Here is a 13,997-nt window from a genome sequence, read left to right as displayed (position 1 = left end):
GAGCCTGCCCATGTCACCTCATTTCGAACGACTTCGCCGCGGCGAGCGCTGGTGGGCGGCCGACTTCATGCTCAGGGCGCTGGGTCTTGCGCTGCTGGCGGGCTGCGGCAAGCTCGGGCTCGTCGCGCATCGAATGTCCGCGACGCCGCCACCGCACGAAGCGACGATGGGCGAATTCGCGGTCTGCTTCGGGATTGTCGTGCTGCTGACCAGCGGCCTGGCGCTGACCCTCTTTGGACCTGGCCTGTTCGAAGAGGTGCCGATCTCGTCACGCAGCTCGTGGTACTGGAAGGAAAATTGAATGACGGATCTGCTTTGGCTCGCGCTTCTGGGCGGCCTTTTCCTCGTCACGCTGGCGTTCCTGCGCCTCTGCGAAAAAGCCTGAGGAGCATGCTGTGACCCTTTCCCTCACCCTTGCCGGCCTGACTGCGGCCGGTCTTCTCATTTACCTCATCGCCGCGCTCGTGCGGCCTGAACGATTCTGATCGGAAGCATCCCATGACCATCGAAGGCTGGACGCTGATCCTCCTGTTCACAGCGTTGACCGTCGCCCTGGCCAAGCCGGTGGGCGCGTTCCTGTTCGCCCTTTATGACGGACGAACGACAGCTTTGCACCGCGTTCTTGGCCCGGTGGAGCGCGGCTTCTACCGGCTCGCCGGCATCCGGCCCGACAGCGAACAGAGCTGGCGCGCCTACGCGCTGCACATGCTGCTGTTCCAGCTGGTGCTGACGCTGTTCACCTACGCCCTGCTGCGGCTCCAGGCGGTCTTGCCGCTCAATCCTCGTGATCTGGCCGCGGTCGGGTCGGACGGCGCCATGAACACGGCCATTTCGTTCGCGACCAACACGAACTGGCAATGGTATGCCGGCGAAGCGGTGATGAGCAATCTGAGCCAGATGCTGGGGCTGACCATTCACAACTTCCTGTCGGCCGCCACCGGTATCGCCATCGCCTTTGCCCTGTTCCGCGGCTTTGCCAGGCGCGAGGCCGGAACCATCGGCAACTTCTGGGTCGATTGCACCCGGATAACGCTCTACCTGCTGCTGCCGGCCTGCTTCGTCTATGCGCTGTTCCTTGTCGCCGCCGGCGTGCCCCAGACATTGGCCTCCAGCATCGACCTGACCTCGCTGGAAGGGGCGAAACAGACCCTGATTCTCGGTCCGGTCGCCAGCCAGGAAGCGATCAAGATGCTCGGCACCAACGGCGGCGGCTTCTTCAACGCGAACTCCGCCCACCCCTTCGAAAACCCGACCGCGCTGACGAACCTTGTCCAGATGCTGTCGATTTTCGCGATCGGTTCCGGCCTGACCCGGTGCTTTGGCAAGACGGTCGGCAACACGCGTCAGGGCTGGGCGATCCTCGCCGCGATGATGATCCTGTTCCTGGCCGGCGCCGGGATCACCTATTGGCAGGAAGCGGCCGGGAACCCCGTGCTGCACCAGCTCGGCGTCGCCGGCGGCAATATGGAAGGCAAGGAAGTCCGCTTCGGCATCGCTGCAAGCGCCCTGTTCTCGGTCATCACCACCGCCGCCTCCTGCGGCGCGGTCAATGCCATGCACGACAGCTTTACCGCGCTGGGCGGCATGATCCCGCTGTTCAACATCCAATTGGGCGAAATCGTCGTCGGCGGCGTCGGCGCGGGCATCTACGGCTTCCTGCTGTTCGCGCTGCTCGCGGTGTTCATCGCGGGCCTGATGGTCGGACGCACGCCCGAATATGTCGGCAAGAAGATCGAGGCCAGGGAAGTGAAGCTGGCCGTGCTCGCCATTGCGGTGCTGCCGCTGTGCATCCTCGGCTTCACCGCGCTTAGCGCCGTTATGCCCGCCGGCCTTGCGGCGCCGCTCAACAAGGGGCCGCATGGCTTTACCGAAATCCTCTACGCCTATGCGTCGGGCACCGGTAACAACGGCTCGGCCTTTGCGGGTCTGACGGCGGGCACGCCGTTCTACAACGGCCTTCTGTCCATCGCGATGTGGACCGGGCGCTTCTTCATGATCGTGCCCGCGCTCGCCATAGCCGGCAGCCTGGCGGCCAAGAAATACACGCCGGAAACAACAGGCTCCTTCCCGACGACCGGCCCGCTGTGGGTCGGCCTGCTGGTCGGCATCATCCTGATCGTCGGCGGCCTCACCTTTCTTCCCAGCCTCGCGCTCGGCCCGATAGCCGATCATCTCGCGATGATCTCCGGCCAGCTGTTCTGAGGGATATTCGAACCATGACAACAGCATCCTCCATGTTTTCGGCCAAGCTGGTCATTCCGGCGATCGGCGACGCCTTCGGGAAACTCGACCCGCGCGAACTGGTGAAGAACCCGGTCCTGTTCACCACTGCGGTGGTAGCGCTCCTGCTGACCGTGCTGCTGCTGATCGGCGACGAACGGCTGCCGCTCGGCTTTCAGGCCCAGTTGATCGTCTGGCTCTGGCTCACCGTATTGTTCGGCACATTCGCCGAAGCCCTGGCCGAAGGGCGCGGGCGGGCGCAGGCGGCATCGCTGCGCGCCGCCAAGAGCGAATTGACCGCACGCCTGCCCGACGGTCGGCTGCTGCCCGCGTCGCAACTCGTGCGCGGCGACGAGGTGATCGTCGGCACCGGCGACCTCATCCCCGCCGACGGTGAGGTGATCGAAGGCGTCGCCTCCGTCAACGAGGCGGCCATCACGGGTGAAAGCGCGCCGGTGATTCGCGAAGCCGGGGGGGACCGGTCAGCGGTAACCGCCGGCACGCGCGTCATTTCGGACTCGATCCGGGTGCGCGTCACCCAGGAACCGGGCCAGGGCTTTCTCGACCGGATGATTGCGCTTGTCGAAGGGGCCGAACGCCAAAAGACGCCCAATGAAATCGCGCTGACCATCTTGCTGGTCGGCCTCACCATCATCTTCCTGATTGCGGTGGCGACGATCCCTTCATTCGCCAGCTACGCCGGCGGCACCATCCCGGTCGCCATTCTGGCGGCGCTGCTGATCACGCTCATCCCGACGACCATCGCCGCCCTGCTCTCCGCCATCGGCATTGCCGGCATGGATCGCCTGGTGCGCTTCAACGTGCTGGCCAAGTCGGGCCGTGCGGTCGAGGCTGCGGGGGATGTCGATGTGCTGCTGCTCGACAAGACGGGAACGATCACCATCGGCGACCGCCAGGCCAGCGAGTTCCGCCCGCTCGGCGGTGTTCAGCCCGGTGCGCTGGCGCAGGCGACCATGCTGGCCAGCCTTGCGGACGAAACGCCCGAAGGTCGGTCAATCGTCGTCCTTGCGCGCGAAAGGTTCGGCGTGACGATGACCCGGTTGCCGGAAGGGGCGCAGATCATCCCCTTCACCGCCCAGACCCGCATTTCCGGCGTGAAGACCGCGAACGGCATCATCCAGAAAGGAGCGGTCGATGCCATTCTGCGCGCCAACCCCGAAGCGGCGTCCGGCGCGCAGGCGGCGGAACTGCGCCGGATATCGGAAGAGATCGCCCGTTCTGGCCAGACGCCGCTCGGCGTCGCCCAGGATGGCCGCCTGCTCGGCGTCATCGCGCTCAAGGACGTGATCAAGGCGGGCGTTCGCGAACGCTTCAGCGAATTGCGGCGCATGGGCATCCGCACGGTGATGATCACCGGCGACAACCCGCTCACCGCAGCGTCGATCGCGGCCGAAGCGGGTGTGGACGATTTCCTTGCCGAAGCGACGCCGGAAGACAAGCTCGCGCTGATCCGCAAGGAACAGCAGGGGGGCAAGCTCGTCGCGATGTGCGGCGATGGCACCAATGATGCGCCGGCGCTGGCGCAGGCCGATGTCGGCGTTGCGATGAACACCGGCACACAGGCCGCGCGCGAAGCGGGCAACATGGTCGATCTCGACAGCGATCCGACGAAGCTCATCGAGATCGTCGGCCTTGGCAAGCAATTGCTGATGACGCGCGGCGCGCTGACGACCTTTTCCGTGGCGAACGACGTGGCGAAATATTTCGCGATCATCCCGGCCATGTTCGTTGTCCTCTATCCGGGCCTGGGCGTGCTCAACGTGATGCGGCTGGCCTCGCCGGAAAGCGCAATTCTTTCGGCGATCATCTTCAATGCGCTGATCATTCCGGCTCTTGTGCCGCTGGCGCTCGGGGGCGTCGCCTACAAGCCCATGGGCGCCGGGCCGCTGCTCGCCCGCAACCTCGCGGTGTACGGCCTTGGCGGCCTGATCGCGCCCTTCGTCGGCATCAAGGCGATCGACCTCGCCGTCGCCGGCCTCAACCTCGTCTGAGGATATCGCACATGACCAAGGATCTTGCTTCCGCCCTTCGCCCCGCGCTCGTCCTGACCGGCCTGTTCGCGCTCCTGCTGGGGCTCGCCTATCCCCTGGCCTTGACCGGCATCGCCCAGCTTGCCTTTCCTGCGGCCGCCAATGGCAGCCTGATCGAACGCAACGGCCGGATCGTCGGCTCGCGGCTGATCGGCCAGAGCTTCGCTGAGGACGGATATTTTCAGGGCCGCCCATCGGCGGCGGGCAAGGGTTACGATCCGACCGCATCGTCGGGTTCGAACCTTGGCCCGACAAGCCAGGTGCTTGCCGACCGCGTCAGGACCGACCTTGCATCCTTCCAGCAATCACCGGGGGTTTCCGTTCCGCCTGACCTGGTGACAACTTCCGCCTCGGGTCTCGACCCCCATATCAGCCCCGAGGCGGCCTATTTTCAGCTTGGCCGCGTCGCCAGGGCGCGGAACATTGAACAATCTGCCCTCCGCACGCTCGTTGCCGATCATGTCGACGAACCGATGTTCGGATTTCTGGGCGAACCGCGGGTCAACGTCCTGGAGCTCAACCTTGCTCTCGACAGGATGGCACCAAGGGGCGCAAACCGGGGCCGATGAACGAAGTCAGGCCTGATCCCGACGCGCTGCTCCGCGCCGCCGCCCGTGAGAACAAGGGCCGGCTCAAGGTTTTCCTTGGGTCGGCCCCTGGCGTTGGCAAGACCTATGAAATGCTCACCGACGGCGCCGCACGGCGCGATGTCGGCGTCGATGTCGTCATCGGCATTGTCGAAACGCACGGGCGTCGCGAAACGGAAGCCAAGGCCAGAGGCTTTGAGATCACGCCTCGCAAGCGGATCGAATATCAGGGCCATATTCTCGAAGAGATGGACATCGACGCCATCCTGACGCGCCAGCCCGCGCTGGTGCTCGTCGATGAACTGGCCCACACCAACGCCCCCGGAAGCAGGCACGACAAGCGCTATCAGGACGTCGAGGAGCTGCTGGAGGCCGGCATCGACGTCTATTCCACGCTCAACATCCAGCATCTTGAAAGTCTCAACGACCTGGTCGCTTCCTTCACCAAGGTGCGCGTGCGCGAAACCCTGCCGGATCGGGTCATCGAGAACGCCGAACTGGAAATCGTCGATATCCCGCCGGATGAGCTGATCGAGCGCCTGCGCGAAGGCAAGGTCTATGTGCCCGAAGAGGCTTCGCGCGCGCTCGGTCATTTTTTCTCGAAATCGAACCTGTCGGCGCTGCGCGAACTGGCGTTGCGGCGCGCGGCCCAGGCCGTCGATGCCCAGATGCTGGATTACATACGCGCCAACGCGGTTGGCGGCACCTTTGCCGTCAACGACCGGCTCGTCGTCGCGATCAGTGAACAGCCCGGATCGCCCGAACTGGTGCGCGCGGCCAAGCGGCTGGCGGATGCGCTGCGCGCGCCGTGGACGGCAGTGCATATCGAAACGCCGCGCAGCACCGGCTTTACCGATGCCGAACATGCCTGCCTTGCCGAAACCATGCATCTGGCGACGCAACTGGGCGCCCAGATTGCGACCGTGCCCGCTCAATCGGTGTTCGACGGCCTCAGGCAGTTTGCCGCCGACGCTCGCGCCACCCAGCTGATCGTCGGCAAGTCGGCACGATCCCTCTGGTTCGAAATGCGCCACGGATCGATCGTTGACCGGCTGGTGCGAGAGACGCCCGGCCTCGCCGTGCACGTTCTCCCGCTCGACGCGGCGCCGCCCGCGCGCCTGAACCTGGGCCAGCGCGCGGCTTCGGATTGGGGGTCATGGTCGGGCTATGGCGTCTCGCTGGGCCTGGCCGCGATCGTCACCTTCCTTGGCAAAGCGATTTTCGAACATGGGAACATCACCAATATCGGGCTGTTGTTTCTGATCCCGGTGATGCTGGCGGCGACGCGATACGGCATGCGGACCGGAATCGTGACGGGTCTCACCTGCTCGCTTGCCTATAATTTCTTCTTCATCCCGCCGTTGCACACCTTCACGGTTCAGGATCCGCAGAATCTCATAACCGTCCTGGTGTTGCTGGGCGTCGCCATCGTCGGAAGCAAGCTCGCATCGCGCGTTCGGGAACAGGCGTTGCTGGCGCAGGCGAGCGCCGCTCAGAACAGTTCACTGGCCGGGTTCGCACGCCAGTTGACGGGTATCAGCACGATCGACCACCTGGCGCAGGTTCTTTGCCGGGAAGTCAATCAGTTGCTGGACAGCAATACGGTGCTGCTGATGCCCGCCATGGAAGGCCTGTCGATACGGTCGTCCGCTCCCCCTGAATGCAGGCTCGAAATGCTCGACGATGCGGCGGCCCGCTGGGCGCTGGACAACAACAAGCCCGCCGGCAGGGGATCGGACACCCTGACTGCATCGGAATGGCTGTTTTATCCGGTCGGCACATCGGGCCGGGTCCTGGCAGTGTTCGGCCTCTCCCGTTCCGACGCGCGCGCGCCGATCCGCTCGGATCAGCTGCCGCTCCTGCTCAGCCTGCTCGATCAGGCCGGCCTCGCACTCGAACGTATCGCGCTTGAAGAGGAAATGTCCTCGCTCGCCCATGTGCGCGAACGCGACAGGCTGCGCCATGCCCTGCTTTCGTCCGTCAGTCACGACCTGCGGACCCCGCTCACCACAATTCTGGGGTCGCTCAAGGAAATGCGGGCGATGTCGCCGGAACAAGATGTTCAGCTCACGGCGACCAAGGCCGAGGCAGAAAGACTCCACCGGTTCGTCGCCAACCTCCTCGACATGGTGCGGATCGAGGCGGGGTCGCTGCACCAGAAGATCGAGCCTGTCGATCTGTCGGAGGCCGTTTCCAGCGCCCTTCACGATCTTGGCGCCGCGCTTCAGGATCACCCGGCCAAGGTCGAAATTCCGGCGGACCTTCCCTTCGTCATGGTCGATCCGCAACTGTTTCATCATTGCCTGATCAACCTTATCGAAAACGCATCCAAATATGGCGGCGCCAACGCCCCCGTCACCATCACCGCCGCTCGTGATCCCTATGGCCTGACGCTGTGCGTCGAAGACGAAGGACCGGGAATTCCACAAGGGCTGGAACGGCGCATATTCGAAACCTTCACTCGCATCGAAGGGTCGGATCGAAAAGGCGGGACCGGACTTGGCCTTGCCATTGTCAAGGGCTTTGCCGAAGCGATGGGCCTCGAAGTCGAAGCATCCAACCGCGCGGATGACCGGGGCGCTTCGTTCAGGATCCATTTTCGTCATGACCAGTTGAAAGAATGGCCCGGCGAATGAGCAGTCCCGTGACCGTGCTGGTCGTCGATGATGAGCCTGCCATCCGGCGCTTGCTGCACGCCGGCCTCACTCGCGCCGATTATCTGGTCGTGGAGGCCGGATCGGCGAAGGAAGCGTTGACGAGCGTGCAGATCGACAAGCCCGACCTGGTCCTGCTCGACCTCGGCTTGCCCGATCGCGATGGGCTCGAACTGATCCCCATGATCAAGGGCGCTGGCCTCGCGGTGATCGTGGTGTCGGCGCGTGAGGCGACCGATCAGAAGGTCGCGGCGCTGGACCTTGGCGCTGACGACTATGTTTCCAAGCCGTTCGACAGCGAAGAGGTGCTGGCCCGGATCAGGACCGCCCTGCGCCACAAGCTGACCAGCGAAGTGATCTCTCCGGTCCTGCGCCTCGGTACGGTCGAAATCGACTTGTCGCTCCGGCAGGTCCGCAAGAATGGAGAAGAGGTGCACCTGACGCCAAAGGAATATGGCCTGCTGGCCGAACTCGCCAAGTCACCCGGCCGCGTCGTGACTCACACGCACCTCCTCAAGTCCGTTTGGGGACCTGGCCATGAAACCGACGTCGAATATCTTCGCGTCGCTGCCCGCAACATTCGCCGAAAGATTGAGGATGACCCGTCGCAAGCCAAACTGATCAGGAATGAACCGGGCGTCGGCTATCGACTGCTGGCTGGACACTGACCGCGCGCGCCTTGCGAACACATAACCCTTTCGACATCCATCGAACCATCGCTTGACGGCTCCGCGCAATGTTCATATTTCCATCCTCCTCGAAGGATGAAATTATGAACATGCTGGACCCGCAGGACTGGGCTGTCGATGCCCTTGGCGCGCTTGCGCATGAAACCCGGCTGTCGGTGTTTCGGATGCTGGTGAAGGCCGGCCCGGATGGGCTGATCGCCGGAACCATCGCTGCGCGTGCGGGCGTACCGCCCTCCACCATGTCGCATCATCTGGCGACGCTGGAACGCGCCGGCCTTGTCGCGTCGACACGCGAAAGCCGCCTGATCCACTATCGCGCCGACTATGCCGGCATCCGCCGCCTGCTCGGCTTCCTGATGCAGGACTGCTGCCGGGGGGCGCCCGAAATATGCGCCGACCTGCTCGGCCAGATCGCCTGTCCCGCCGGCTGACAAGCGCATCATGGGATCGCCCCCGATGACCGACATCATCATCTATCATAATCCGCAATGCGGCACCTCGCGCAACGCGCTCGCCCTGATCCGCAACGCCGGGATCGAGCCGCATGTCGTGGAATATCTCAAGGCTCCGCCCTCTCGCGCCCTGCTGGAAAGCCTGATCGCGCGGACCGGGAACGGCGCCCGCGCGCTGCTGCGCGAAAAGGGCACGCCCTATGCCGAACTGGGGCTGGGCAATCCCGACCTTGACGATGCGCAACTGATCGACGCGATGATGGCGCATCCGATATTGATCAATCGCCCGCTGGTCGTCTCGCCGCTGGGCGTCAGGCTGTGCCGTCCTTCGGAAACGGTGCTTGACCTCATCCCGGTCGGTCAGCGCGGCGCCTTTGCCAAGGAAGACGGCGAACAGGTGGTCGACGCCGCCGGCCGTCGCATCGCCGGCACGACCGGGGGGCCGGCATGACGACCCGGCCTCGCCGCGCCCGCCTCTCGTTCCTCGATCGCTATCTGACCGTGTGGATATTCCTCGCCATGGCGCTGGGCGTCGGCCTGGGATCGACGTTCGGCGGCCTGCCCGACGCCATCGGCGCATTGTCATGGGGCACCGCCAACATGCCGATCGCCATCGGCCTCATCCTGATGATGTACCCGCCGCTCGCGCGTGTGCGCTATGAACAACTGCCGCGCGTGTTCGACGACAGGCGGGTGCTGGCGATCTCGCTGGTCCAGAACTGGATCATCGGCCCGGCGCTGATGTTCGCGCTGGCGATTCTGTTCCTGCGCGACCAGCCGGAATATATGACCGGCCTGATCCTGATCGGCCTTGCGCGCTGCATCGCTATGGTCATCGTCTGGAACCAGCTTGCCAGGGGCGACAATCAATATGTCGCGGCGCTGGTGGCGTTCAACTCGATCTTCCAGATATTGTTCTTCAGCGTCTATGCCTGGGTCTTTCTCGCCGTCCTGCCGCCGCTGTTCGGGCTGCAAGGCAGTGTCGTCACGGTCAGCTTCTGGACGATCGCGCAAGCGGTGCTGACCTATCTGGGCATTCCCTTTCTGGCCGGCTATCTCACGCGCGCATGGCTGACGCGCGCCCGGGGCCACGACTGGTACGAAACGCGCTTTCTTCCGAAAATCGCTCCCCTCACGCTCGTCGCGCTGCTGTTCACCATCGTCGCGATGTTCAGCCTCAAGGGCGGCGAGATCATGACCCTGCCGGGCGACACGCTCCGCATCGCCATGCCCCTCGCCATCTATTTCGTGGTCCAGTTCGGCATCAGCTTTTACATGGGCAAGCTGATCGCCAGCGACTACCCGCGTACCACGGCGGCGGCCTTCACCGCGGCGGGGAATAATTTCGAACTCGCCATCGCGGTCGCCATCTCCGCCTACGGCCTGGCCTCGCCGGTGGCCTTCGCCGCCGTGATCGGGCCGCTGGTCGAGGTGCCGGTGCTGATCCTGCTCGTCAATGTCGCCTTCTGGCTCGGGCGGCGCTGGTTTCCCGCGACCGTCCCGCCACAGGCCCGCGCATGATCGCATGACCGCGCCTCTGTCCTACAGGGCCACGATATGTCATCATTCTGGCGGATCGCCTGTTTTGGCGATCCCGGCTCCTTGCTTTGTCAACCCTCCCCCGCCCGGCACCGCTCGATAGGATCGCGGCCGCGCACGATTATGTCTGATCGAACGTGAAAAGTGCGAAGTTAAGCGCCGCTACAGCCGCTCCAGCAACCGGTCGGCCTGTGCCCTTGCTTCGGCGGTGATCTGCGCGCCCGACAGCATCCGCGCAATTTCCTCGCGCCGCTCTCCCTCGTCCAGCGCGTGGACGCCGGTCCGCGTGACGATGCCGTCGCTGGCCTTGGCGATCAGCAGGTGCCCCGCCCCCCGCGCCGCGACCTGCGGGCTGTGCGTCACCACCAATATCTGGTTTCCGCCCGACAGCCGCGCCAGCCGCTCGCCGATCGCCGAAGCGACCGCGCCACCCACACCGCGGTCGATCTCGTCGAAAATCAGCGTATCCGCCCCGCCCCGCTCGGCCAGCGCGACCTTCATCGCCAGAATGAAGCGCGACAGTTCGCCACCCGACGCGATCTTGGCCAATGGCGCGAACGGCGCGCCGGGATTGGTCGAAATCTCGAACTCGACCCGATCCGCGCCCTTTGCTCCCCACTGGCCCTCGTCGAGCGGAACGATGGCGGTGCGAAACCGCGCCGCGTCCAGTTTGAGCGGCGCGAGTTCGGCCGCCACCGCCGCATCCAGCCGCGCCGCCGCCGCCTGCCGCTGCCCGGTGAGCGCCAGCGCCGCGCTGCGATAGGTGGCCGCCTTGGCCGCGACATCGGCCTCCAGCGCGGCGATATGCTCCTGCCCGCCCTCGATCGCCGCCAGCCGCGCCGCCAGTTCGCCGCGCAAGCCCGCCAGTTCGTCGGGCTGCACCTGATGCTTGCGCGCCAGCGCACGCAAATCGAACAACCGGGTTTCGATGCTGTCGAGCCGCGCCGGGTCGAAACTCAACGCTTGCGCTACCTCGGCCAGCCGCTCCTCCGCCTCGCCCGCTTCGATGACCGCGCGATCGAGCGCCTCCAATATTGCGCCCAGCGGCGGATATTCCCCCACGATCCGGTCGAGCCGGCGCGCTGCCTGCCGCAACTGGGCAAGGCCGCCGTCGGACCCTGTCAGGCAATCGCTGACCACCGTCAGGTCATCGGTCAGCCGCGCGCCCTTCTGCATGGTCGCACGGGCCTGCGCGAGCGTCGCTTCCTCCCCCGGCTCAGGCGCGAACGCCGCCAGCTCGGCAACGACATGGGTCAGGTAATCGCGATCGCGCGCCGCCGTCTCTACCGTCGCGCGGCTCTGCGCCAGCACCGCAGCCGCTGCCCGCCACGCTTCATGCGCCTCACCCACGGCGGACGTGTCGCAGCGACCGTAATTATCGAGCATCGCCCGATGGCCGCGTGGATTGAGCAAGCCGCGATCGTCGTGCTGGCCATGGATTTCGACCAGGCTGGCGCCCAGTTCGCGCAGCAGCCCGGCGGAACAAGGCTGGTCGTTGACGAACGCCCGGCTGCCGCCATCGGCTTTCACCGTCCGGCGGATGATGAGCGGCTCGCCCGGATCGATGTCGATGCCATTGTCGGCGAGCAGCGCCCGGCCGGGATGACCGGGCGGCGGCGCATCGAAGGTGGCGACGACGCTCGCCTGCCCCTCGCCATGGCGGACGAGGCCGGTATCCGCCCGCGCGCCCAGCGCCAGGCCAAGCGAATCGAGCAGGATCGACTTCCCCGCCCCCGTCTCGCCCGTCAGCACGCTCAGCGCCGGCCCGAATTCCAGGTCCAGCGCTTCGATCAGCACGACATTGCGGATGGACAGTGCGGTCAGCACAATGCGCTTCTAGCCCCTATTGCACAAAAGGGGAACAAACTGACGGAACCATGGCCCGTCAGGCCGCAGACGCATGATCCTCGATCAGCTTGTAGGAGCGCTCATACCATTTGCTGCCGGGATAGTTCGCGCCCAGCACAGCCGCTGCTTTCCTCGCTTCCTCGGGTATGCCAAGCGCCAGATAGCTTTCGACCAGACGTTCCAGCGCCTCTGGCGTATGAGTCGTCGTCTGATATTTGTCGATCACGACGCGGAACCGCAACGTCGCCGCCAGCCACTGCCCACGCCGCTGCAGGAAGCGGCCGACCTCCATCTCCTTGCCCGCCAGATGGTCGTTCACCAGATCGATCTTCAGCCGGGCATCGGCCGCATAGCGCGTGCCCGGATAACGCCGAACAAGTTCACCGAGCGCATCGAGCGACTGTTGCGTAATCTTCTGGTCGCGAGTGACGTCCGCAATCTGCTCATAATAGCACAGCGAAATCAGATAATAGGCGTAGGGTGCATCCTTGTTGCCCGGATGAATCGCCAGGAAACGCTGCGCAGCACCGATCGCTTCGTTATAATCGGTGTTCATATAATAGCTGAACGCCGCCATCAGCTGCGCCCGGCGCGCCCAGGGCGAATAGGGATGCTGCCGTTCCACCTCGTCGAACAAAGCCGCGGCCAGCTTGTACTGGCCCCGGTCGAGCCGCGATTTGCCGCTGTTATACAGCGTCGATACGTCGCGGGCGACATATTGCGTGTCCGTCTTGTTCTTCGACGTCGAACAGCCTGCAAGCAGGGCGAGGGCGGTTGCGGCGCCGGCGCACAGGGTCCACGGCTTCATCTTTTTCTTCAGCATGGGCGCGGTCATAGCCGAGCCGTCGCCCATCGCCAAGCGGCAGATTGTCGTTCGCTCAAACGCTTTGCCGGGGCAGGGTCAGCGTTGCGACCGCCCCGGTTGCCGTGCCCGGCTCAAGGCTGAACTGACCGCCCAGCTGTTCGGCGAGCGTCGTCGCGATCCGCAACCCCAAACTGTTGAGCGACGCGGCATCGAAAGAGGGCCGCAACCCCTGCCCGTCATCGCTGATCCGCAATATCAGCGATCCGCCATCGCCATGATCCAGCGTCACCGCGATGTGGCCGCCCGATCGACCCGACAAGCCATGTTCGATCGCATTGCTGATGGCTTCGGCCGTAATCAGGGAAATCGGCACGGCGACATCAGGGGGCAGTGTCAGGTCATCAGGCGCAACCACGGCGATCTTGATGTCATTTCGCCCGCTCGCCTCGATCAGATCGCCGGCCAGGACAGAAAGAAAGCCCCTGACACTCTGGCCTTCTCCCGTGGGATCATAAAGGCCCCGGCTGATCTTGCCGATCAGCGCCAGGCGAGCGGCCGCCTGATCCAGCGCCTTGGCAGCTCCGTCATGATCGATATCGCGACGCTGCAGAGCAATCAGCGCCGCCACCACTTGCAGATTGTTTGAAACGCGATGCTGAAGTTCCCGGAACAACAATTCCCGGTTTTCCGCCAGTCTTCGATTGCGTTCGCGCTCGACCGCCAACTGGTAATTGGCGCGTTGCATCCAGCCGATGAGCAGGATGTCGACAGCCACTACGCTGGCGTAGAAGAACATGGCCAGCGCGACGCCTGCGTTAAACGGCGAGAAGCTGGGCGCTATGAAGAAGTACCAGGACAGCAGCCCGCCCAGAGCGCCAGCATAGATCCCAGGCCGCACACCGAACAGGAACGAAGACAGAATGACCGCAGGAAAGAACGACAGGAAAGGGTAGCCGGCGGGCATGATCGGCTCGGCCAGTTTGCGCGCCGCGAGACCGAGCAGACAAAATAGGGTGACAAGCAGATAAGCGTGCCAGCCGCGGGACAGGACGAGCGGCAGGCGCTCGACAAATCGTTCGTTTCTTTGCTGCATCTATATCCCCCCGCCGTAAACGGTAGCGTAACAGATGCAAGGCCGGATACCACTGATCG

At 64.6% G+C, this 13,997-nt stretch carries 13 protein-coding genes; 10 read left to right on the top strand and 3 right to left on the bottom strand.

Features of this window, described 5'->3' with window-relative positions; genetic code table 11:
• Positions 1 to 10: 10 nt before the first annotated feature.
• The 10 genes from WG908_RS11150 to arsB all read left to right on the top strand — a co-directional run bounded on the left by WG908_RS11150 (position 11) and on the right by arsB (position 10,174).
• Positions 11 to 301 (top strand): hypothetical protein, encoded by a 291-nt coding sequence (locus tag WG908_RS11150; protein WP_340186658.1) that lies wholly within the window; start codon positions 11 to 13, stop codon positions 299 to 301.
• 94 nt (positions 302 to 395) lie between these two features.
• Complete coding sequence (kdpF, locus tag WG908_RS16555; protein WP_445326706.1) at positions 396 to 485, top strand: K(+)-transporting ATPase subunit F; 90 nt, start codon at positions 396 to 398, stop codon at positions 483 to 485.
• A 13-nt stretch (positions 486 to 498) separates the two neighbouring features.
• A complete protein-coding gene (kdpA, locus tag WG908_RS11145; RefSeq protein ID WP_340186657.1) occupies positions 499 to 2,202 on the top strand; it encodes a potassium-transporting ATPase subunit KdpA in 1,704 nt (567 codons plus the stop codon).
• A 14-nt stretch (positions 2,203 to 2,216) separates the two neighbouring features.
• Positions 2,217 to 4,232 (top strand): potassium-transporting ATPase subunit KdpB, encoded by a 2,016-nt coding sequence (kdpB, locus tag WG908_RS11140; protein WP_340186656.1) that lies wholly within the window; start codon positions 2,217 to 2,219, stop codon positions 4,230 to 4,232.
• Positions 4,233 to 4,243: 11 nt separating this feature from the next.
• Entirely contained in the window at positions 4,244 to 4,840 is a 597-nt protein-coding gene (gene kdpC, locus WG908_RS11135; RefSeq protein ID WP_340186655.1) for a potassium-transporting ATPase subunit KdpC, read from the top strand.
• Entirely contained in the window at positions 4,837 to 7,494 is a 2,658-nt protein-coding gene (locus WG908_RS11130) for a DUF4118 domain-containing protein (protein WP_340186654.1), read from the top strand. Before kdpC ends, WG908_RS11130 begins: the two co-directional genes overlap by 4 nt.
• Positions 7,491 to 8,180 carry a response regulator gene (locus tag WG908_RS11125; protein WP_340186653.1) on the top strand — a complete coding sequence of 230 codons (690 nt, stop codon included), beginning with the start codon at positions 7,491 to 7,493 and terminating at the stop codon, positions 8,178 to 8,180. Before WG908_RS11130 ends, WG908_RS11125 begins: the two co-directional genes overlap by 4 nt.
• A gap of 104 nt (positions 8,181 to 8,284) precedes the next feature.
• A complete protein-coding gene (locus WG908_RS11120) occupies positions 8,285 to 8,632 on the top strand; it encodes an ArsR/SmtB family transcription factor (RefSeq protein ID WP_340186652.1) in 348 nt (115 codons plus the stop codon).
• A 25-nt stretch (positions 8,633 to 8,657) separates the two neighbouring features.
• Positions 8,658 to 9,104 (top strand): arsenate reductase (glutaredoxin), encoded by a 447-nt coding sequence (arsC, locus tag WG908_RS11115; protein WP_340186651.1) that lies wholly within the window; start codon positions 8,658 to 8,660, stop codon positions 9,102 to 9,104.
• Positions 9,101 to 10,174 carry an ACR3 family arsenite efflux transporter gene (gene arsB / locus WG908_RS11110; protein ID WP_340186650.1) on the top strand — a complete coding sequence of 358 codons (1,074 nt, stop codon included), beginning with the start codon at positions 9,101 to 9,103 and terminating at the stop codon, positions 10,172 to 10,174. The genes arsC and arsB overlap by 4 nt, the downstream gene beginning before the upstream one ends.
• Before the next feature lie 180 nt (positions 10,175 to 10,354).
• On the opposite strand, the gene recN is transcribed toward arsB, so the two are convergent.
• Genes recN through WG908_RS11095 form a run of 3 tightly spaced genes read right to left on the bottom strand, consistent with a single transcriptional unit; the run spans position 10,355 to position 13,938 of the window.
• On the bottom strand, positions 10,355 to 12,019 hold the full coding sequence (recN, locus tag WG908_RS11105; protein WP_340186649.1) for a DNA repair protein RecN: 1,665 nt from the start codon (positions 12,017 to 12,019) through the stop codon (positions 10,355 to 10,357).
• Positions 12,020 to 12,077: 58 nt separating this feature from the next.
• Positions 12,078 to 12,875 (bottom strand): outer membrane protein assembly factor BamD, encoded by a 798-nt coding sequence (locus WG908_RS11100; protein WP_445326705.1) that lies wholly within the window; start codon positions 12,873 to 12,875, stop codon positions 12,078 to 12,080.
• Positions 12,876 to 12,918: 43 nt separating this feature from the next.
• Entirely contained in the window at positions 12,919 to 13,938 is a 1,020-nt protein-coding gene (locus WG908_RS11095; protein WP_340186647.1) for a sensor histidine kinase, read from the bottom strand.
• Positions 13,939 to 13,997: the final 59 nt, after the last annotated feature.

Origin of the sequence: Sphingobium anseongense, assembly GCF_037725245.1 — a bacterium.
Taxonomy (GTDB): Bacteria; Pseudomonadota; Alphaproteobacteria; order Sphingomonadales; family Sphingomonadaceae; genus Sphingobium.
The sequence above is the reverse complement of the archived record's forward strand: the minus strand, read 5'-3'. Positions and strand labels throughout refer to the sequence as shown.